20 protein-coding genes are annotated in these 19,527 nt (G+C 56.0%); 2 read left to right on the forward strand and 18 right to left on the reverse strand.

Annotated elements, in window-relative coordinates; all coding sequences use genetic code 11:
- Positions 1 to 48: 48 nt before the first annotated feature.
- The 12 genes from nlpD to cysG form a co-directional block, all read right to left on the reverse strand.
- A complete protein-coding gene (gene nlpD, locus HV340_RS17875; protein WP_020883821.1) occupies positions 49 to 1,173 on the reverse strand; it encodes a murein hydrolase activator NlpD in 1,125 nt (374 codons plus the stop codon).
- Between the two features lie 116 nt (positions 1,174 to 1,289).
- Positions 1,290 to 1,916 (reverse strand): protein-L-isoaspartate(D-aspartate) O-methyltransferase, encoded by a 627-nt coding sequence (locus HV340_RS17880; protein WP_181216138.1) that lies wholly within the window; start codon positions 1,914 to 1,916, stop codon positions 1,290 to 1,292.
- Positions 1,910 to 2,671: a 5'/3'-nucleotidase SurE gene (gene surE, locus HV340_RS17885; protein WP_025203364.1), complete on the reverse strand. Its 762-nt coding sequence runs from the start codon at positions 2,669 to 2,671 to the stop codon at positions 1,910 to 1,912. Before surE ends, HV340_RS17880 begins: the two co-directional genes overlap by 7 nt.
- Positions 2,652 to 3,701, reverse strand: coding sequence for a tRNA pseudouridine(13) synthase TruD (truD, locus tag HV340_RS17890; RefSeq protein ID WP_181216139.1), 1,050 nt, complete (start codon positions 3,699 to 3,701; stop codon positions 2,652 to 2,654). The genes surE and truD overlap by 20 nt, the downstream gene beginning before the upstream one ends.
- Positions 3,698 to 4,177: a 2-C-methyl-D-erythritol 2,4-cyclodiphosphate synthase gene (gene ispF / locus HV340_RS17895; RefSeq protein WP_014171394.1), complete on the reverse strand. Its 480-nt coding sequence runs from the start codon at positions 4,175 to 4,177 to the stop codon at positions 3,698 to 3,700. The genes truD and ispF overlap by 4 nt, the downstream gene beginning before the upstream one ends.
- Complete coding sequence (gene ispD / locus HV340_RS17900) at positions 4,177 to 4,887, reverse strand: 2-C-methyl-D-erythritol 4-phosphate cytidylyltransferase (protein ID WP_181216140.1); 711 nt, start codon at positions 4,885 to 4,887, stop codon at positions 4,177 to 4,179. The genes ispF and ispD overlap by 1 nt, the downstream gene beginning before the upstream one ends.
- Positions 4,888 to 4,906: 19 nt before the next feature.
- On the reverse strand, positions 4,907 to 5,218 hold the full coding sequence (ftsB, locus tag HV340_RS17905; protein ID WP_008499609.1) for a cell division protein FtsB: 312 nt from the start codon (positions 5,216 to 5,218) through the stop codon (positions 4,907 to 4,909).
- Positions 5,219 to 5,384: 166 nt separating this feature from the next.
- A complete protein-coding gene (locus HV340_RS17910; RefSeq protein WP_014171396.1) occupies positions 5,385 to 5,711 on the reverse strand; it encodes a DUF3561 family protein in 327 nt (108 codons plus the stop codon).
- Positions 5,712 to 5,769: 58 nt separating this feature from the next.
- Positions 5,770 to 6,375, reverse strand: coding sequence for an adenylyl-sulfate kinase (gene cysC, locus HV340_RS17915; protein WP_181216141.1), 606 nt, complete (start codon positions 6,373 to 6,375; stop codon positions 5,770 to 5,772).
- Positions 6,375 to 7,799, reverse strand: coding sequence for a sulfate adenylyltransferase subunit CysN (gene cysN / locus HV340_RS17920; protein WP_181216142.1), 1,425 nt, complete (start codon positions 7,797 to 7,799; stop codon positions 6,375 to 6,377). The genes cysC and cysN overlap by 1 nt, the downstream gene beginning before the upstream one ends.
- A 9-nt stretch (positions 7,800 to 7,808) precedes the next feature.
- Positions 7,809 to 8,717 carry a sulfate adenylyltransferase subunit CysD gene (cysD, locus tag HV340_RS17925; protein WP_006811770.1) on the reverse strand — a complete coding sequence of 303 codons (909 nt, stop codon included), beginning with the start codon at positions 8,715 to 8,717 and terminating at the stop codon, positions 7,809 to 7,811.
- Between the two features lie 9 nt (positions 8,718 to 8,726).
- On the reverse strand, positions 8,727 to 10,076 hold the full coding sequence (gene cysG, locus HV340_RS17930; RefSeq protein WP_153852664.1) for a siroheme synthase CysG: 1,350 nt from the start codon (positions 10,074 to 10,076) through the stop codon (positions 8,727 to 8,729).
- A gap of 246 nt (positions 10,077 to 10,322) precedes the next feature.
- Between cysG and HV340_RS17935 the strand changes: the two genes are divergently transcribed.
- Positions 10,323 to 11,366, forward strand: a complete 1,044-nt coding sequence (locus HV340_RS17935) for an aminopeptidase (RefSeq protein ID WP_020883813.1) — start codon at positions 10,323 to 10,325, stop codon at positions 11,364 to 11,366.
- Positions 11,367 to 11,420: 54 nt separating this feature from the next.
- On the opposite strand, the gene cysH is transcribed toward HV340_RS17935, so the two are convergent.
- Genes cysH through cysJ form a run of 3 tightly spaced genes read right to left on the reverse strand, consistent with a single transcriptional unit; the run spans position 11,421 to position 15,688 of the window.
- Positions 11,421 to 12,155, reverse strand: coding sequence for a phosphoadenosine phosphosulfate reductase (gene cysH / locus HV340_RS17940; protein ID WP_014171401.1), 735 nt, complete (start codon positions 12,153 to 12,155; stop codon positions 11,421 to 11,423).
- Positions 12,156 to 12,170: 15 nt separating this feature from the next.
- Positions 12,171 to 13,883 (reverse strand): assimilatory sulfite reductase (NADPH) hemoprotein subunit, encoded by a 1,713-nt coding sequence (gene cysI, locus HV340_RS17945; protein ID WP_181216143.1) that lies wholly within the window; start codon positions 13,881 to 13,883, stop codon positions 12,171 to 12,173.
- A complete protein-coding gene (gene cysJ / locus HV340_RS17950; protein ID WP_181216144.1) occupies positions 13,883 to 15,688 on the reverse strand; it encodes an NADPH-dependent assimilatory sulfite reductase flavoprotein subunit in 1,806 nt (601 codons plus the stop codon). The genes cysI and cysJ overlap by 1 nt, the downstream gene beginning before the upstream one ends.
- Positions 15,689 to 15,994: 306 nt before the next feature.
- Here cysJ and queD point away from each other — a divergent pair, with 306 nt between their 5' ends.
- Positions 15,995 to 16,357, forward strand: coding sequence for a 6-carboxytetrahydropterin synthase QueD (queD, locus tag HV340_RS17955; protein ID WP_014171404.1), 363 nt, complete (start codon positions 15,995 to 15,997; stop codon positions 16,355 to 16,357).
- A gap of 28 nt (positions 16,358 to 16,385) precedes the next feature.
- On the opposite strand, the gene queE is transcribed toward queD, so the two are convergent.
- Genes queE through HV340_RS17970 form a run of 3 tightly spaced genes read right to left on the reverse strand, consistent with a single transcriptional unit; the run spans position 16,386 to position 19,378 of the window.
- Entirely contained in the window at positions 16,386 to 17,057 is a 672-nt protein-coding gene (gene queE, locus HV340_RS17960) for a 7-carboxy-7-deazaguanine synthase QueE (RefSeq protein WP_020883810.1), read from the reverse strand.
- 54 nt (positions 17,058 to 17,111) lie between these two features.
- Entirely contained in the window at positions 17,112 to 17,819 is a 708-nt protein-coding gene (locus HV340_RS17965) for an N-acetylmannosamine-6-phosphate 2-epimerase (protein WP_073396485.1), read from the reverse strand.
- A complete protein-coding gene (locus HV340_RS17970; RefSeq protein WP_020883808.1) occupies positions 17,819 to 19,378 on the reverse strand; it encodes a maltose/glucose-specific PTS transporter subunit IIC in 1,560 nt (519 codons plus the stop codon). Before HV340_RS17970 ends, HV340_RS17965 begins: the two co-directional genes overlap by 1 nt.
- Positions 19,379 to 19,527: the final 149 nt, after the last annotated feature.

Here is a 19,527-nt window from a genome sequence, read left to right on the forward strand (position 1 = left end):
TACCCGTGATCCCTGAACGAGACACCCTGGCTGGCATGCCCCGTCAACTTATCGCTGCGGCAAATACTGCAGCGGGTTTACGGATTTCCCCTTGTAACGAATTTCAAAATGCAAGCGTGTAGAACTGGTGCCGGTGCTACCCATGGTAGCGATTTTTTGCCCCGCCTTAACTTCTTGTTGTTCCCGGACCAGCATTGTGTCGTTATGGGCGTAGGCACTCAGGTAATCATCGTTATGTTTGATGATAATAAGATTACCGTAACCGCGCAGAGCGTTACCGGCATATACCACACGACCGTCTGCGGTCGCGATAATAGCCTGTCCCTTATTCCCTGCGATATCGATCCCTTTATTTCCTCCCTCGGAGGAAGAGAAGTTTTCGATAACCTTGCCGTCAGTTGGCCAGCGCCATGCAGAAATTGGCGAACTGGAGGTCATACTGCTGGCAGTCGGTTCAGTAGAGCTAACCACAGGTGCCGTAGTCGGTGCTGTGACAACAGTCGCAGTCCCTTTATTATTCGGCAACATTTTGTTAGCAGTCTGATCACCTGAATCCTCAGAATACGTAATTACCGGTTGTGAAGCAACCACCGTGGTGGATTTTTGTGCAGGCTTAACGCTGTTATTTTGCGCAGTGACATCGGCCGCTGAAACGGTGTTGCCAGGCGTGAGCGGCGTACCCGTCGCATTGCCCACCTGGAGCGTCTGGCCGACTTCCAGACCATACGGGGCCTGGACGTTATTACGCTGCGCCAGGTCACGGAAATCGTTCCCGGTGATCCACGCAATATAGAACAGCGTGTCGCCGCGTTTTACGGTATAGGTGCTCCCACCGGTATAGCTACCTTTCGGAATGTTCCCATACTGGCGGTTATACACTATGCGGCCATTTTGAGTCTGCACAGGGTGTTCCACTGGCTGAACCTGTGTTGGCTGCGTAACAGGAGGCTGCATTGGCTGAATGGGCGGATTTTGTTGTGCCGCAGCAGTGCCCATTTTAGGCGGAGGCGTGATCAACATTCCGCTGGACGTGTTACCCGAGCTGCTGGATCCTCCCACGGAACTGACAGGCGCAGGTGCATTATTAGAACTTGTACAGCCTGCCAGCCAGAGCGAAACCAGTGATAATGCCGCAACACGGCTGATGGTGAATTTAGGGCTTCCCGCGCTCATTTATCCCCCAGGAATGTGTTAACTACCAGTGACTTAAAATTTACCGTGATGACACGAATCTTTCGCGCCACACCATACGCTGAATTTGCCTTAATAACCCTGGATAATTCTGAGTCTCAGGCCAACTCCCCCTTTACCAGAGGAACAAAGCGCACGGCTTCCACGGTATCGATAATAAACTCGCCGCCACGCCGACGAACGCGCTTCAGGAGCTGTTGCTCGTCCCCGACAGGCAGAACAAGAATGCCGCCTTCATCCAGCTGCGATAACAGAGCAGCGGGAATTTCAGGTGGAGCAGCCGTCACGATGATCGCGTCAAACGGGGCGCGTGCCTGCCAACCCTGCCATCCATCACAGTGTCGTGTCGAAACGTTATGTAAATCAAGTTGTTTCAGGCGACGACGCGCCTGCCACTGCAAACCTTTAATACGCTCAACGGAGCAAACATGGTGCACCAGATGCGCCAGGATCGCGGTTTGGTACCCCGACCCGGTGCCAATTTCCAGCACGCGCGAATGGGGCGTGAGCTCCAGCAGCTCCGTCATACGCGCCACCATGTAAGGCTGTGAAATCGTCTGGCCCTGCCCGATAGGCAGCGCCACGTTTTCCCACGCTTTGTGTTCAAACGCCTCGTCTACAAATTTCTCACGCGGCACCTGGGCGAGCGCGTCGAGCACATGCTCGTCGCGGATCCCCTGAGCGCGTAGCTGTTCCAGAAGAGTTTGTACACGTTTGCTTACCATTGCGCGTTCACTCCTGCGCGATCCAGCCAACCCGACACCACATCATGCGCACTATACGCGGTTAAATCTACATGCAGCGGCGTAACCGAGACATATCCTTCATCAACAGCGGCAAAGTCGGTATCCGGTCCGGCGTCACACTTGTCGCCAGGAGGACCAATCCAGTAAAGCGTATTGCCACGCGGATCTTGCTGCGGGATCACCTGGTCAGCCGGGTGTCGGCTTCCGCAACGTGTTACGCGAATGCCTTTGATTTCATTCAACGGCAGATCCGGCACGTTAATATTGAGGATGCGCCCGGTACGCAGCGGCTCGCGATTGAGCGCCCGCAGGAGAGAACAGGTCACCGCTGCCGCCGTGTCGTAGTGCGTGTGGCCGTTTAACGAAACGGCCAGCGCAGGGAACCCCAGATGGCGCCCTTCCATGGCGGCGGCCACGGTTCCGGAGTAAATCACATCGTCGCCAAGATTGGGCCCGGCGTTAATACCGGAGACGACGATGTCCGGGCGCGGGCGCATCAGCGCGTTCACGCCCAGAAAAACGCAGTCGGTCGGCGTGCCCATCTGGACGGCGATATCACCATTTTCAAAGGTAAAGGTGCGAAGCGACGACTCCAGCGTCAGAGAGTTAGACGCTCCACTGCGGTTACGATCGGGTGCCACGACCTGCACTTCCGCAAATTCGCGAAGGTGTTTCGCCAGGGTCTGTATACCCGGCGCATGGATCCCGTCATCGTTACTCAGCAATATTCGCATAATCACCCGACGTGTTGATAAGTTCCCTGACAACACTGGTGGCAAAGCTACCTGCCGGCAGCCAGAAGCGTAACTCGACGGTTACGTCGTCCCACCAGTTCCAGCTCAACTGTTGCGGATAGAGCAGCATCGCACGGCGTGCCGCCTCGACTTTTTCCCGCACCAGCAATGTTTGTAATGCCTGCATATCAGCGACAGCAGACTGCTCAGCAGCCAGCGCATCGCCCTGCGTACCCCAGTCGCCCGTGCCGGGCAAGGCTGCGGTAATCATCAGCGTTTGAGTATCCACGCGCGACTGCACATCGGCCATTTCTTCAGCCGTTGCCACAAACCAGCTCCCGCGTCCCGCTAATTGTAGCGCATCGCCGACAACAACTTGATTCGCGTCCGGTTTTTTCAGCCGTTCGCTCACAATCTGATTAAACAACGCACTGCGGGCCGCCGACAACCAAAAACTGCGTTTATTCCTGTCGCGGACCGGGGCATCGCTTTGCGCCCAGCGCAGTGCGCCGAGCAGGTTGCTGCCGCCGATACCAAAGCGCTGTGCGCCAAAATAGTTTGGTACGCCGCACGCGTTGATAGCGTTCAGGCGTTTTTCCACATCGTCACGGTCCGAAATCTCACGCAGTACCAGCGTAAAATGGTTGCCCTTCAACGCGCCCAGACGCAGTTTGCGCTTATGGCGTGCGTATTCCAGTACCTTACAGCCCTCAAGCTCAAATTTGCTTAAATCAGGCATCGTATTACCCGGCACGCGCGCGCAGAGCCACTGTTCGGTGACGGCGTGTTTATCTTTCTGCCCGGCAAAGCTCACTTCGCGGGCATGAATTTTGAGGAATTTTGCCAGCGCATCGGCCACAAAACGGGTATTGCAGCCATTTTTCAGAACGCGTACCAGGATATGTTCGCCTTCGCCATCCGGTGCGAATCCCAGGTCTTCCACCACAACAAAATCTTCAGGGCTGGCTTTCAGCAGCCCGTTCCCCTGCGGTTTACCGTGCAGCCAGGTCAGGTTGTCGAAGTCCGTCATTGGCTTGCCTTCACCAGCAGCGCCACGGCCTCACAGGCAATCCCTTCACCACGACCGGTAAAGCCCAGTTTCTCTGTCGTCGTCGCTTTGACGTTAACATCATCCATGTGGCAACCCAGATCTTCTGCAATGAACACGCGCATCTGCGGGATATGCGGCAGCATTTTGGGGGCCTGAGCGATGATCGTCACATCCACGTTGCCGAGGGTGTAGCCTTTCGCCTGAATACGACGCCAGGCTTCACGCAGCAGCGCACGGCTGTCTGCACCTTTGAAGGCCGGGTCAGTGTCCGGGAACAGCTTACCGATATCGCCCAGTGCCGCAGCACCCAGCAATGCATCGGTCAGGGCATGTAATGCTACGTCGCCATCAGAATGCGCAAGCAGCCCTTTTTCATAAGGAATGCGTACGCCGCCAATGATAATTGGGCCTTCTCCGCCAAAGGCGTGTACATCAAAACCGTGTCCAATTCGCATTATGCCTTCTCCTGATGGGTCGAACGGGTAAGATAAAATTCCGCGAGCTGTAAATCTTCCGGACGCGTCACTTTTATATTATCAGCGCGTCCTTCAACCAGCTCAGGATGGAAACCGCAATACTCCAGCGCCGAGGCTTCGTCCGTGATGGTCGCACCTTCTTTAAGCGCACGCGTTAAGCAGTCGTGGAGTAATTCGCGGGGGAAAAATTGGGGGGTCAGCGCGTGCCATAAATCGATGCGCTCAACGGTGTGCGCGATAGCCTGCTTGCCCGGCTCAGCGCGCTTCATGGTGTCGCGTACCGGGGCGGCAAGAATACCGCCGACCCGGCTGGTTTCGCTAAGCGCCAGCAGGCGCGCAAGGTCATCCTGATGCAGGCACGGACGGGCAGCGTCATGGACCAGAACCCATGGTGCCTCACCGGCGGCCTGAATGCCCGCCAGCACGGAATCGGCACGCTCGGCGCCGCCGTCAACAACGGTAATCTGCGGATGATTTGCCAGCGGTAACTGCGCGAAACGCGCATCACCCGGGCTGATAGCGATAATCACGCGCGTCACCCGCGGATGCGCCAGCAGCGCCGCCACGGAGTGTTCGAGGATCGTTTTATCGCCAATAGAGAGGTATTGCTTGGGACATTCTGTCTGCATGCGCCGGCCAAAACCCGCAGCCGGCACCACGGCGCATACGTCCGAAAAAGTTACTGCCATGTCGTAATCCTGGGCCTGATTATCGATTGTTTTGTGCTGAGCCCTGATTGCGTTTAGACGCATCCGGAACCAGACGATAAAAAGTTTCGCCCGGCTTAGTCATACTGAGTTCATTGCGTGCGCGTTCCTCAATCGCCTCTTGCCCGCCATTGAGGTCATCAATTTCAGCAAAGAGTTGATCGTTTCGCGCCTTAAGTTTGGCGTTTGTTGCCTGCTGAGCCGCGACGTCATCGCTTACCCGGCTATAGTCGTGCAGTCCGTTTTTACCGAACCACAGCGAATATTGCAGCCAGATCAGCAAAGCCAGCAACAGCAGCGTTAGTTTACCCATCCTGCCCCCTGAAAAACGGCATCATCATCCCAAAACGCCCCCAGATCTCTTTGCCGGGGTAACAGAGATGCCGCAACATCGCGGGCAAATGTACCACATTTTTTCCGCAGAATCGCCTTGCTCAATATCGTCACACAGTTGTTTACGGTTTGAATTATGGCTGAAGTTAGCCCATGAGCCACAAAAATAACAGACCAAACATCAGAACCACCGTCACAATCGTGACCACGGTACTGTAAAGGAGTTTGCCATTAAGCAGCGAGTGCAGCGCAATACCGACGACAACCGCCACAGGCATCAGCGCCAGGAAGAAAGGCCAGGTATAGAGAAAGAAGAACAGCGTATTACCGCCGTAGATAAGAAAAGGGATGCCCAGGGCCAGCAACCACGAGACGAAGCCGACTATGGCCCCAGGAAAGGACCAGGTCGTCTCGTCGTCGGTCGCTAACGGCTCCGACCCGGTGGTAATAATGTAGTTCTCACTGTTGCGCATAGCTGATCCTGTGACCGTGACTCATCGTTCGGGAAGACAGCTCCCGAACGATACCGTCTCAGGATCTGATAATATAGTCCCGTCTGAGCAGGTCTAATAATTGGCTTACTAAATTTGTTACCAATTGTTGACCTTCCAGGTGAATTTCAGGCGATTCAGGCGCTTCGTACACCGAGTCAATGCCGGTGAAGTTTCGCAGCTCTCCCGCACGCGCTTTCTTATATAGCCCTTTGGGATCGCGCGCTTCGCAAATTTCCAGCGGCGTATCAACAAACACTTCGATAAAGCGATCCTGCCCGACGCGCTCGCGCACCATCTGGCGTTCGGCACGATGCGGTGAGATAAACGCGGTCAGTACCACTAACCCGGCATCCGCCATCAGGCTGGCCACTTCCCCCACCCTGCGAATATTCTCTTTACGATCGTCGTCGCTGAAGCCCAAATCGCTGCACAGGCCGTGGCGCACATTGTCGCCATCCAGCAGGTAGGTACTGACCCCCTGCTGGTGTAGCGCCTCTTCCAGCGCGCCCGCTACCGTGGATTTACCAGAGCCGGATAGCCCGGTAAACCACAGTACCACGCCACGATGACCGTGAAGTTTCTCGCGCTGCGCGACGGTGACCGGATGAGGATGCCAGACGACGTTCTCATCATGGGCGGCCATTACTTGCCTCCCAGCAGATCGCGCGCACCCCAGTGCGGGAAGTGCTTACGCACCAGCGCATTCAGCTCCAGCTCAAAAGCGCTGAACTCAGAGGCCACCGTAGCCTGTTCATTTGGCTCACGCACCATACCGGCACCCACGGTCACGTTGGAGAGGCGATCGATAAAGATCAGCCCACCCGTTACCGGGTTCTGCTGGTAGGGATCCAGCACCAGCGGCTCGTCAAAGGTCACGTCGACCAGACCAATGCCATTCAGCGGCAGTTCGGTGACGTCGCGCTGGGTCAGGTTATTGATGTCCACCTGGAACTGGATACCGTCCACGCGGGCACGGGTTTTCTTACCCGCGATTTTAATGTCGTAGCTCTGACCGGCGCTCAGCGGTTGTTCAGCCATCCACACCACATCAACGGAAGCCCCCTGCACCGCTGCCAGCGTCTCCTGAGCGTCCACCAGCAGATCGCCGCGGCTGATATCAATTTCATCTTTCAATACCAGCGTGACAGCTTCACCCGCACCGGCTTGCGGCAGATCGCCATCAAAGGTGACGATACGGCTGATGGTGGATTCCACACCAGACGGCAGAACTTTAACGCGCTGACCGACCGCCACGGTGCCCGACGCGATAGTGCCGGAGAAACCGCGGAAATCAAGGTTAGGACGGTTAACGTACTGAACCGGGAAGCGCATCGGCTGGGTGTCGACCACGCGCTGGATCTCCACGGTTTCCAGCACTTCGAGCAGCGTCGGGCCGCTATACCACGGCATGTTCGCGCTCTGGGAAGCCACGTTGTCGCCTTCCAGCGCAGAGAGCGGCACAAAGCGAATATCCAGGTTACCCGGCAGCTGTTCAGCAAACGTCAGGTAACTCTGGCGGATCTCATCAAACTTCTCTTCGCTGAAGTTCACCAGATCCATTTTGTTGACCGCCACCACCAGGTGTTTGATCCCCAGCAACGTGGAGATAAAGCTGTGGCGACGAGTCTGATCCAGTACCCCTTTACGGGCGTCAATCAGCAGGATCGCCAGTTCACAGGTAGACGCACCGGTCGCCATGTTACGGGTGTACTGCTCGTGCCCCGGGGTGTCGGCAATAATAAATTTGCGCTTCTCGGTGGAGAAATAGCGATACGCCACATCAATGGTGATGCCCTGCTCGCGCTCGGCCTGCAGGCCGTCCACCAGCAGCGCCAGGTCGAGTTTTTCGCCCTGGGTACCATGACGTTTACTGTCGTTGTGCAGGGAAGAGAGCTGATCTTCGTAAATCTGTCGCGTATCGTGCAGCAGACGGCCGATCAGCGTGCTTTTCCCGTCATCGACGCTGCCGCAGGTCAGAAAGCGCAGCAGGCTTTTGTGTTGTTGCGCGTGCAGATAAGCTTCTACGCCGCCTTCACTGGCAATTTGTTGAGCAATGGTCGTGTTCATGGCGGCTCCTTAGAAATAACCCTGACGTTTCTTCAGCTCCATGGAGCCTGCCTGGTCGCGGTCAATCACGCGGCCCTGTCGCTCACTGGTGGTCGACACCAGCATCTCTTCAATGATCTCCGGCAGCGTCTGCGCACTGGACTCCACGGCACCGGTCAATGGCCAGCAGCCGAGGGTACGGAAACGCACCATCTGCTTTTTGATCACTTCGCCTGGCTGCAGGTCGATGCGATCGTCATCGATCATCATCAGCATGCCGTCACGCTCCAGCACCGGACGTTCAGCGGCCAGGTACAGCGGCACGATCTCGATATTTTCCAGATAGATGTACTGCCAGATATCCAGCTCGGTCCAGTTGGAGAGCGGGAACACGCGGATGCTTTCGCCCTTGTTGATCTGGCCGTTGTAGTTATGCCACAGCTCCGGGCGCTGGTTTTTTGGATCCCAGCGGTGGAAGCGGTCGCGGAAAGAGTAGATACGCTCTTTCGCACGGGATTTTTCTTCGTCACGGCGTGCGCCGCCGAAGGCCGCGTCAAAACCGTATTTGTTCAGCGCCTGCTTCAGCCCTTCGGTTTTCATGATGTCAGTGTGTTTGGCGCTACCGTGCACGAACGGGTTAATGCCCATCGCCACCCCTTCCGGGTTTTTATGCACCAGCAGTTCGCAGCCGTAGGCTTTTGCCGTACGGTCGCGGAATTCATACATTTCACGGAACTTCCAGCCGGTATCAACGTGCAGCAGCGGGAACGGCAGCGTACCCGGGTAAAACGCTTTTCGCGCCAGGTGTAGCATCACGCTGGAATCTTTACCGATGGAATACATCATCACCGGGTTAGAGAATTCGGCTGCCACTTCGCGGATAATATGGATACTTTCCGCTTCGAGCTGCCGCAGGTGAGTAAGTCGTTTTTGGTCCATAACCGTTCCTTAAGCCAGATTCACCACAGAGGAGCCAAACCCCTCTGAGTCTGTTGTATGTTGAAACCAGGCGAGTGTGCTGTGCAGGTGCACCACTTCCCCTACCACGATAAGCGCGGGCATAGGGGCCTCTTTCGCCAGGGTGGCAAGATCCTGTAGCGTACCGATAGCCACATGCTGATCGACGCGCGTGCCGCGAGAAATCACGGCGACCGGCGTGGTTGCCTCTCGACCGTGTTGAATAAGTTGTTCACTGATGTCCGCCGCTTTCATCGTGCCCATATAGATAGCCAGCGTCTGACGACTCTGGGCCAGATGCGACCAGTCAAACGGGGTGCTGTCCGCCTTGTAATGGCCCGTGACAAAGGTCACGCTCTGGGCGTAATCGCGGTGAGTAAGCGGTATACCGGCGTAGGCCGTCACTGCGGAAGCCGCCGTGATACCCGGGACGACCTGGAACGGCACGCCCGCTTCAGCCGCCGCCTGCAGCTCTTCCCCGCCGCGACCAAAGATAAACGGGTCGCCACCTTTAAGCCGCACCACCGTTTTGCCCGCTTTTGCCGCCGCCACCAGCATCTGGTTGGTGTCATGCTGCGGTACAGAGTGCTCGCCCGCCCGTTTGCCAACGCAGATTTGTTCTGCGTCACGGCGAATCAATTCGCGCACCCCGTCGGTGACCAGATGGTCGTAGAACACCACATCGGCATCCTGAAGCACCTGCAGGCCGCGCAGGGTCAGCAGCCCGGCATCACCCGGCCCCGCACCGACCAGAATGATCTCGCCGCCGCTACTGCCAGGGTTATCCAGCTCATCTTCGAGGATCTGCTGCGCCGCCGTTTCATTTCCGGCATGCATCAGGCTGGCAAATCGGCCGCGGAACACGCGCTCCCAGAAGCGACGGCGTTCCGTCACGCTGGTCAGGCGCGTTTTCAGATGGTTACGCCAGAAGCTCGCTTTCTCCGCCATCCGCCCAAGGCTGGTAGGCAAAAGCGCTTCGATTTTTTCCCGCAGCACGCGTGCCAGCACCGGCGCGGTCCCGCCGGAGGAGATGGCCACCAGCAATGGCGAACGGTCAACAATCGACGGGAAGATAAACGAACACAGCGGCCGATCGTCCACCACGTTCACCAGACGGTGACGGGCCTGAGCCGCCTCTGAAATACGGCGGTTGAGCTCGCGGTTGTCGGTTGCCGCAATCACCAGCACCACGGTGTCGATTTGCGACTCGTCGAAATCCGCCTCGTCGACTACCCGTACCTGCGCCCCCGCTCGCTGCAGAAACGCGATTTTGCGATCGGCAACCTCACCGGTGCCGACTACCAGCACAGGTCTGTCTTTTATCGCGGCAAAAAGGGGCAGATAGTCCACAAGCTACAACTCACTAACAACAAGGAATAGTGGGACTATAGGGGGCGGCTTAGATCGAATGAAATTACGAATTGGAATGAGTAGTTACTCAATGGAATAACGCCGTGGAAAAGCAAAGATCAAAAAGTGCTTAACACGCGAATTTTCGGGCATTTAAGAGCAATTCAAATTGTGTATGGTCGATCACAGTTTCATACTAGGCGGGTTAAAATTTTGCTCTGTTTTTAAGGACTCACTATGTTTTCCGCAACGCGCCACCGTATCGCTGCCCTGGCGCTCGGCGTTTGCTTTATCCTTCCGGCCCAGGCAAAAAATCAGCCCTATGGTGAAATCGCGAATATGCAGGCGCGGCATATTGCGACCGTCTTTCCGGGTCGTATGACCGGCACGCCAGCGGAAATGCTTTCCGCCGATTATATTCGCCAGCAATTTGCTGACATGGGATACCAGAGCGATATCCGATCGTTTCACAGCCGCTACGTCTATACCTCGCGCAATAAAACAAAAAACTGGCATAACGTGACCGGCAGTACGGTCATTGCGGCGCATGAAGGTAGCGCGGCGGAACAGATCATTATCATGGCGCACCTGGACACCTACGCGCCAATGAGCGACGCCGATACCGACAATAATCTCGGCGGGCTGACGTTACAGGGGCTGGACGATAACGCGGCGGGTCTGGGCGTGATGCTCGAACTGGCAGAGCGAATGAAAGACATTCCAACCCAATACGGGATCCGTTTCGTTGCTACCAGCGGTGAAGAAGAGGGAAAACTTGGCGCGGAGAATCTCCTGAAACGCATGAGTGCCGAGGAGAGGAAAAATACGCTGCTGGTGATTAACCTCGATAACCTTATCGTCGGCGATAAGCTCTATTTCAACAGCGGACAGAGTACGCCGGGTACCGTGCGTAAACTGACGCGCGACCGCGCGCTGGCGATTGCCCGCAGCCATGGGGTGTATGCCACCAGCAACCCGGGCGGGAATCCCGATTATCCTCGCGGAACCGGCTGCTGTAACGATGGTGAAGTGTTCGATAAAGCGGGCATTCCTGTTCTGTACGTGGAAGCCACTAACTGGATGCTGGGTAAGAAAGACGGTTATCAGCAGCGGGTGAAATCGAAGGCTTTCCCGGACGGGACGAGCTGGCATAACGTGCTGCTGGATAATCAGCAGCATATTGATAGCGCACTGCCGCAGCGAGTTGAACATCGCAGTCGGGATGTGGTTAAAGTGATGCTGCCGCTGGTGAAAGAGCTGGCAAAAGCAGGGAAAGCGTAGAACAGAACATGTCCCTCACCCTTTGTAAGAGGGTGAGGGAAAAGGGAACATAATTTACCCTTCGTGCAATCCGCACTCGCGCTTGAGTCCAAAGAATCGCGTCTCTTCTTCCGCCATGCCCGGTTCCCATTTACGCGTGGTATGGGTATCGCCCACTGACAGATAACCCTGGTCCCAGAGCGGGTGGTATTTCAGTCCGTGTTTTTGCAGGTACTGGTAAACCGTACGGTTATCCCAGTCGATGATCGGCAGCACTTTAAACACCCCGCGCTGAACCGCCAGCACCGGGAGCGTGGCGCGACTTCCGGACTGCTCGCGGCGTAACCCCGCAAACCAGGTCTGCGCGTTAAGCTCTTTCAGCGCCCGGTTCATCGGCTCGACCTTGTTGATCTCATTGTATTTCTCAATGCCTTCAACGCCCTGTTCCCACAGCTTGCCATACCGCGCCTCCTGCCAGGCCGCGCTTTGCTCCGCGCGGTAGACCTTCAGGTTCAGCCCGAGCTTGTCCGTCAGCTCATCGATAAACTGGTAGGTTTCCGGGAACAGGTAGCCGGTATCGGTCAGGATCACCGGAATGTCCGGACGAATCTGGTTCACCAGATGCAAACTCACCGCTGCCTGAATACCAAAACTCGACGAGAGCACATAATCACCCGGCAGGTTTTCCAGGGCCCATGCCACGCGGCCTTCGGCGTCGAGCTTTTCAAGCTGCGCATTGGTTTCTGCCAGCGCCAGAATGCGATCGACTTTTGGCAATTCGTTTAGGGCGTTTAGATCGAGTACGGACATAATTACCTCTCGTGTTTACTCCCAGAAATCCCTTGCGGGATCGAGCACCGGGCGAATAATGCCCGCACGCACCGTAAAGTCGCCGAAGCCTTCACCCGCTTCGCGCTCTTTCGCCCAGCGCCCGACGAGCTCGTCGATAGAATCAAGAATTTCCGGCTCGGTGATGTTCTCACGGAACATGCGCGGAATACGCGTTCCGATACGGTTGCCGCCGAGGTGCAGGTTATAGCGACCCGGCGCTTTACCCACCAGACCCAGCTCGGCCAGCATCGCACGGCCACAGCCGTTCGAGCAGCCGGTGACACGCATAACAATATGCTCGTCCGGAATACCGTGTTTTTCCAGAATCGCTTCCACCTTATCGGTGAATGACGGCAGGAAACGCTCTGCTTCCGCCATCGCCAGCGGGCAGGTCGGGAACGACACGCAGGCCATTGAGTTTTCACGCTGAGGCTTCACCGCGTCCATCAACCCATGGTCGCGCGCCAGTTTCTCAATCTTCGCTTTCTGGCTTTCCGGCACGCCGGCAACGATCAGGTTCTGGTTAGCGGTGATACGGAATTCACCTTTATGGATCTTCGCAATTTCCAGCAGACCGGTTTTCAGCGGGCGGCCCGGATAATCAAGAATACGGCCGTTTTCAATAAACAGCGTCAGATGCCATTTATTGTCGATGCCTTTGACCCAGCCAATACGATCGCCACGTCCCGTAAATTCATACGGACGGATCGGCTCAAACTTAATCCCCGCGCGACGCTCCACTTCCGCTTTGAACGTCTCTACGCCCACGCGCTCCAGGGTGTATTTGGTTTTCGCGTTTTTACGGTCCGTACGGTTACCCCAGTCGCGCTGCGTGGTGACAACCGCTTCAGCCACGGCCAGCGTGTGCTCCAGCGGCAGGAAACCAAACTCGCTTGCGGTGCGGGCATAGGTTTTCTTGTTACCGTGTTCGATGGAGAGACCGCCGCCCACCAGCAGGTTAAAGCCCACCAGCTTGCCATTTTCGGCAATCGCCACGAAGTTCATGTCGTTGGCGTGCAGATCGATATCGTTCTGCGGCGGGATCACCACGGTGGTTTTGAACTTACGCGGCAGATAGGTCTGGCCGAGGATCGGTTCTTCGTCGGTGGTGGCCACTTTTTCCTGATCGAGCCAGATCTCCGCATAGGCGCGGGTGCGTGGCAGCAGGTGCTCAGAGATCTTCTTCGCCCACTCATAGGCTTCGGCGTGCAGCTCGGACTCATATGGGTTCGAGGTGCAGAGCACGTTACGGTTCATGTCGTTGGCCGTGGCCAGCGCGTCCAGCCCGACAGAGTGCAGCATCTGGTGTACCGGCTTCACGTTCTTCTTCAGAATGCCGTGGAACTGGAAGGTCTGACGGTTGGTCAGACGGATGCTGCCATAAAGGGTATTTTCACCCGCAAACTTATCGATCGCCTGCCACTGTTTCGTGGTGATCACCCCGCCCGGAAGACGGCAGCGCAGCAGCATCGCATGACGCGGCTCCAGCTTCTGTTCTGCACGTTCGGCGCGGATATCACGGTCGTCCTGCTGATACATACCGTGGAAACGGATCAGCAGAAAGTTGTCGCCTTTAAAGCCGCCGGTGAGACCGTCATTCAGATCTTCAGCAATGGTGCCGCGCAGATAGTTGCTTTCCAGCTTCATGCGCTCGGCGTCTGTCAGTTTACCTTCGACCACCAGTGGCCCTGGATGTTTTTCGCTCATTAGTAGACATCTCGCTGATAACGGCGCTCAACGCGCAGCTCACTTAAAAATTCATCCGCCGTTTCGGCATCCATACCGCCGAATTCGGCAATCACTTCCAGCAATGCCTGCTCAACGTCTTTCGCCATGCGATTGGCGTCGCCGCAGACATAAATGTGGGCACCGTCATTGATCCAGCGCCACAGCTCTGCGCCCTGTTCGCGCAGTTTGTCTTGTACGTATACTTTTTCTTGCTGATCGCGGGACCAGGCCAGGTCGATGCGCGTCAGGACGCCTTCTTTGACGTAACGCTGCCACTCAACCTGGTAGAGGAAATCTTCCGTAAAGTGCGGGTTGCCGAAGAACAACCAGTTTTTACCTGGCGCCTCATCTGCAGCGCGCTGCTGCATAAAGGCGCGGAATGGCGCAATACCGGTCCCCGGCCCAATCATGATGACCGGCGTTTCCGGGTTCGCAGGCAGACGGAAGTTGTCGTTGTGCTCGATAAACACGCGCACTTCACCGTCTTCCTCCACGCGATCGGCCAGGAAGCTTGATGCCCCGCCCGCACGGGCACGGCCTTCGATGTCATAACGCACCACGCCCACGGTGATATGCACTTCGCTCTCCACTTCGGCCTGCGAAGAGGCAATGGAGTAGAGACGCGGCGTCAGCGGACGCAGCAGGGCAATTAGCGCATCCGCATCCAGCTGTGCCGGAGAGAAACGCACCATATCGACAATCGGCGTCGTCGCGGCGTAATGCTGCAGCTTCGCCTTATCCCCCACTAGGGGCAGCAGCGATTCACTGCGCGTTAAGGTGGCGTAATTTTCAACGATGTTTGGCGTGTTGACCGTCAGCTCGAAATGCCACTGCAGCGCCTCAGAGAGCGGCTGCGTTTTACCGTCGACGGTGACAGGCTCATCGCCTTTCAGCCACAGCAGTTCGACCAGCTCTTTAACCAGCGTCGGATCGTTCTGGTACCAGATCCCAAGTGCATCGCCCGGCTGGTAACGCAGACCGGAATCACCGAGATCGATTTCAATATGCCGCACGTCTTTCTCAGAGTCGCGGCCGGTAATTTTCTGATTAACCGCCAGGCTCGCTGCCAGCGGTGCCTCTTTGGTATACGGGCTGGTGTGAATATCATTGACTGCGCCCGCCGCGGTGACGGCAGCCTGCGCTGGCGTCTCTTTCGGCACGCGCGCTTTCAGCACGTCAACGATGCGCGCACGCCATTCAGCGGCTGCGGTCTGGTATTCCACATCCGCATCAACGCGGTCCAGCAGGCGCTCAGCGCCCAGTTCCGCCAGTTTGCTGTCGAAATCTTTACCGGACTGGCAGAAAAATTCGTAGGAGGTGTCGCCCAGGCCAAACACGGCGAACGCCGTCCCGTTCAGTTTTGGGGCTTTTTTCGAGAACAGGAACTTATGCAGGGCCACCGCTTCTTCTGCCGGCTCACCCTCACCCTGGGTTGAAGCCACCACCACCAGCAGTTTTTCGGACGCGATCTGTTTGAATTTATAGTCCCCGGCGTTCACCAGGTTCACGTTCAGTTTGGCGGCCAGCAGGTCGTCGCGCAGTGCTTCGGCCACACGGCGAGCATTGCCCGTCTGCGAGGCAGAAATCAGCGTAATCGCCGGAATTTCTACCGCAGTTGCCGGTGCAGCAGCCACAGCGCCCGGTTGCTGGTTAAGCATTCCCCAGAAATAGCCGGAGACCCAGGCAAGCTGGGTGGGAGAAAAATCAGAGGTGGCAGCCTGAAGGCGCGCCAGTTGCTCCGGGTTCAGGGGAAGCAAATTTGAAGGTGGGGCCTGTGTTGTCATGCGTCGTTATGTTCCAGTAGCCAAGCGGACTTTAAGCGAATAAATCCAAACTGAAGATAAGGTTAACGGCGAGGATAATAACAATTAAAGAAGGGATGGAAATAATAAATAACCAAATGGACTAACCTATTTTAGTTATCGTTCTTAACGATAAAAACGATTAACTAACCCATTGAAATTTAATCATAAAACAGTAGTCCTTTCTCGTATGCACCACGTTGCGGCAACAGAGCCGTTTTAGTTAATGATAAAAATTGTGCTTTCCGGTACTATGCGGCGGTTTTTTCCGCATTACTGAGAGCAATAATGTCCACCACACTGTTTAAAGATTTCACCTTCGAAGCCGCCCACCACCTTCCGCATGTTCCTGAAGGGCATAAATGTGGCCGTCTGCACGGGCACTCGTTTATGGTGCGTCTTGAGATAACCGGTGACGTCGATCCGCATACCGGTTGGATCATGGACTTTGCCGAGCTGAAGGCGGCATTCAAACCGACCTACGATCGTCTGGATCACTACTATCTGAATGATATCCCGGGCCTTGAAAACCCGACCAGTGAAGTGCTGGCTAAATGGATTTGGGATCAGATGAAACCGCAGGTGCCTCTGCTGAGCGCGGTGATGATCAAAGAGACCTGCACCGCGGGCTGTATCTATCGCGGTGAGTAAAAAAAGCCCGGAATATCCGGGCTTTTTTTTAGGCGATGTTCAGGTACTTGTGCGTCTGCATCGACAGCCGCCAGTTGCGGGCAATACAGGTTTCAATACACAGGCGCGTGGCATCCTCTTTCTGGCTGATAGGCTGCAGCGCGATGATCCGCTGCTTTTCATCTGTCAGCGTGGCGAGCAGTTCATCCAGCGCTTCGATATCACGCACGCGGCCAACCGGGTGTTTAATCTCATCAGCACGCTCCAGCGCCTGAGAGAGAACATCGTAGCCGCCGCGCATGTTAACTTTCGGCGAAACCGTCACCCAGGTGGTGTGAGAACAGCGCACTTCATGCGTGCCGCTGGTTTCAATCTGACAGCTGTAGCCGTTCTTTTCGAGCAGCTCGGTCAGCGGCGTCAGGTCGTGGATGCAGGGTTCACCCCCGGTAATCACCACGTGGCGCGCCGTCCAGCCCTGACGGCCAATGATCGCCAGCAGATCTTCTGCACTTCCCGCGCCCCACTTATCGCTCTCTTTGGTTTTAGCCAGAATGCTAAACAGCGACACTTCCCGATCTGCGAGTTTATCCCACGTATGTTTGGTATCACACCAGGCACAGCCAACCGGGCATCCCTGTAATCGAATAAAGATGGCGGGAACGCCGGTAAAGTAACCCTCGCCTTGCAGGGTCTGGAACATCTCGTTAATCGGGTACTGCATAGTCATCTCAGTTAAGGGGATAAACGATAAGTATCGCAGATCCCCGTCAGATGGTCATGCTCCATCGGTGCTTTGAGCGCCAATCGCTGCCATAAACCGCGCAGTAATTTGCTGTGGACGGGTGATGGCCCCGCCGACAACGACCATAAAGGCACCAAGTTCCAGGCACCTCGCCGCCCGCTCAGGTATGTCGACGTTGCCTTCGGCCACCACGGGAATGTCGACGGCAGACAGCACCTCTTTCAGAAACGCGCAGTCATTGTCCGGTAGCGCATGGCCTGCGGTTTCTGCCGTATAACCGTAAAGCGTGGTCCCCACACAATCAAAACCCAGCGCCTGCGCCGTCACGGCCTCTTCTGTCGTGGAAATATCCGCCATCAGGCGTACCGACGGGTACCGCGTGCGGATATGCGCGACCAGCGTCGCCAGGTCTTCGCCGCCAGGGCGCTGTCGCGCAGTCGCATCCAGGGCAATGATTTCCGGAGAAACCGTCATCAGCTCATCCACCTCTTTCATCGTGGCGGTGATAAACACCTCACTATCCGGATAATCGCGTTTGATGATGCCGATAACCGGCAGAGCCACCTGCTGCTTGATGGCTTCGATATCCACCACGCTATTGGCACGGATCGCTGCCGCACCACCCTGCGCGGCGGCCAGCGCCATTCGTGACATAATAAACGCGCTATGCAGAGGTTCATTCTCCAGCGCCTGGCAGGAGACGACCAGTTTTCCCTTCAGGTTATCCAGTACAGTTTTCATTACGATAAGATCTCTTCCACTTCGTTTTTAATAATCGTGACATGCGGCCCATAAATGACCTGAACACCGTTGCCGCGGACGATAACGCCGCGCGCGCCGGTCGCTTTCAGCGCCGATTCATTCACTTTGCTGCCATCCTTCACCGTGACGCGAAGACGCGTCGCGCAGCAGTCCACCTCTTCGAGATTGTCTTTGCCACCTAACCCGGCGATCACCGCAACGGCACGCTCGCTCTGCGAAAAGGTCACTTCATCCGCCATCGCCTCTTTCTCACGCCCCGGCGTGGCAAAATCAAAGCGATTAATCAGATAGCGGAACGTAAAGTAGTAGAGGAAGAACCACGGCACCCCTACCAGCGGCACGAACATCCAGTGGGTTTTGGCCTCGCCCTGGAGAATGCCGAACAGCACGAAGTCGATAAAACCGCCTGAGAAGGTTTGCCCGATAGTGATATGTAAAATATGGGCGAGCATAAACGCCAGCCCGTCAAACAGGGCGTGAATGACGTACAGCACAGGAGCAACAAAAAGGAATGAGAACTCAATAGGTTCAGTAATCCCCGTCAGGAACGAGGTCAATGCCGCCGAAAGTAACAGCCCCGCGACGCGTTTTTTGTTCTCCGGTTTTGCCGTGTGGTACATCGCGAGGCAGGCCCCCAGCAGACCAAACATCATCGTGATGAAGCGTCCGGACATGAAACGCGACGTGCCTTCATAAAACTGGCGTGTTGTCGGGTCAGCAAGCTGGGCGAAGAAGATCCGCTGCGTACCTTCGACAAGCTGACCGTTAACGATCTCGCTGCCGCCAAGCGCGGTCGTCCAGAAGGGAAGATAGAAGATGTGGTGTAAACCAAACGGCCCGAGCATGCGCAAAATGAAACCGTACAGCATCGTTCCCAGATAACCGGTGGCATCCACAAGCCCGCCCAGACCGAAGATCAGCTTCTGGAAATGCGGCCAGATGACGGTCATTAATGCCCCGACAAGTATTGCCGCCAGCGAGCTGACGATCGGTACAAAACGTGAACCGCCAAAGAAACCCAGGAACTGCGGAAGCGCGATCTTATTGAACCGATGATGTAACGCGCAGGTCACAAGCCCGATGACGACGCCACCAAATACGCCGGTTTCCAGCGTCTGGATCCCCAGCGTCATTCCCTGCCCTACGGCACCCGGGTTCTCAAGCGCCAGTTTTCCGGTCAGGATCAGCAGCGCATTGATGGTGGCATTCATCACCAGAAAAGCGAGCAATGCCGCCAGCCCTGCGGTTCCTTTATCATTTTTTGCCAGCCCGACGGCGACCCCGACAGCAAACAGCACCGAGAGGTTGGCGAACACAATCGAACCGGCACTGCTCATAATGGTAAAGATGGCCTGCAGCCACGCAACATCTAAAAACGGGTAGGCCGTGAGGGTATTGGGATTTGATAACGCGCCTCCAATCCCCAGCAACAAACCCGCCGCGGGCAAGACGGCGATGGGCAACATAAATGATTTGCCAAAGCGCTGCGCTTTCTCAAACCATCCGCCAGAAGAAGCCCCACTGAACATTTGCATCATTTTTTCATCCCCTCGTGTATAGATGAAAATTTTTACCACATTAATTATTAATAGTGAAAATTATCATCAATAACCAGGATGACGATCATACTTTTTCGAAATGACTGGCATCTTTCCCCCGCTTTCCGCCACACTAGTCGACAGAAGAA

This window comes from Enterobacter sp. RHBSTW-00975, assembly GCF_013615235.1.
Classification (GTDB): Bacteria; Pseudomonadota; Gammaproteobacteria; order Enterobacterales; family Enterobacteriaceae; genus Enterobacter; species Enterobacter ludwigii.

Excerpts from the sequence above, each read along its gene's own strand:
- nlpD (WP_020883821.1), bottom strand. The coding sequence starts at position 1,173 with ATGAGCGCGGGAAGCCCTAAATTCACCATCAGCCGTGTTGCGGCATTA.
- cysJ (WP_181216144.1), bottom strand. The coding sequence starts at position 15,688 with ATGACAACACAGGCCCCACCTTCAAATTTGCTTCCCCTGAACCCGGAG.
- HV340_RS17880 (WP_181216138.1), bottom strand. The coding sequence starts at position 1,916 with ATGGTAAGCAAACGTGTACAAACTCTTCTGGAACAGCTACGCGCTCAG.
- HV340_RS17965 (WP_073396485.1), bottom strand. The coding sequence starts at position 17,819 with ATGAAAACTGTACTGGATAACCTGAAGGGAAAACTGGTCGTCTCCTGC.
- ispD (WP_181216140.1), bottom strand. The coding sequence starts at position 4,887 with ATGGCAGTAACTTTTTCGGACGTATGCGCCGTGGTGCCGGCTGCGGGT.
- ftsB (WP_008499609.1), bottom strand. The coding sequence starts at position 5,218 with ATGGGTAAACTAACGCTGCTGTTGCTGGCTTTGCTGATCTGGCTGCAA.
- HV340_RS17910 (WP_014171396.1), bottom strand. The coding sequence starts at position 5,711 with ATGCGCAACAGTGAGAACTACATTATTACCACCGGGTCGGAGCCGTTA.
- truD (WP_181216139.1), bottom strand. The coding sequence starts at position 3,701 with ATGACGGACTTCGACAACCTGACCTGGCTGCACGGTAAACCGCAGGGG.
- HV340_RS17935 (WP_020883813.1), top strand. The coding sequence starts at position 10,323 with ATGTTTTCCGCAACGCGCCACCGTATCGCTGCCCTGGCGCTCGGCGTT.
- queD (WP_014171404.1), top strand. The coding sequence starts at position 15,995 with ATGTCCACCACACTGTTTAAAGATTTCACCTTCGAAGCCGCCCACCAC.
- cysD (WP_006811770.1), bottom strand. The coding sequence starts at position 8,717 with ATGGACCAAAAACGACTTACTCACCTGCGGCAGCTCGAAGCGGAAAGT.
- queE (WP_020883810.1), bottom strand. The coding sequence starts at position 17,057 with ATGCAGTACCCGATTAACGAGATGTTCCAGACCCTGCAAGGCGAGGGT.
- cysC (WP_181216141.1), bottom strand. The coding sequence starts at position 6,375 with ATGGCCGCCCATGATGAGAACGTCGTCTGGCATCCTCATCCGGTCACC.
- cysN (WP_181216142.1), bottom strand. The coding sequence starts at position 7,799 with ATGAACACGACCATTGCTCAACAAATTGCCAGTGAAGGCGGCGTAGAA.
- cysI (WP_181216143.1), bottom strand. The coding sequence starts at position 13,883 with ATGAGCGAAAAACATCCAGGGCCACTGGTGGTCGAAGGTAAACTGACA.
- ispF (WP_014171394.1), bottom strand. The coding sequence starts at position 4,177 with ATGCGAATTGGACACGGTTTTGATGTACACGCCTTTGGCGGAGAAGGC.
- cysH (WP_014171401.1), bottom strand. The coding sequence starts at position 12,155 with ATGTCCGTACTCGATCTAAACGCCCTAAACGAATTGCCAAAAGTCGAT.
- HV340_RS17970 (WP_020883808.1), bottom strand. The coding sequence starts at position 19,378 with ATGATGCAAATGTTCAGTGGGGCTTCTTCTGGCGGATGGTTTGAGAAA.
- surE (WP_025203364.1), bottom strand. The coding sequence starts at position 2,671 with ATGCGAATATTGCTGAGTAACGATGACGGGATCCATGCGCCGGGTATA.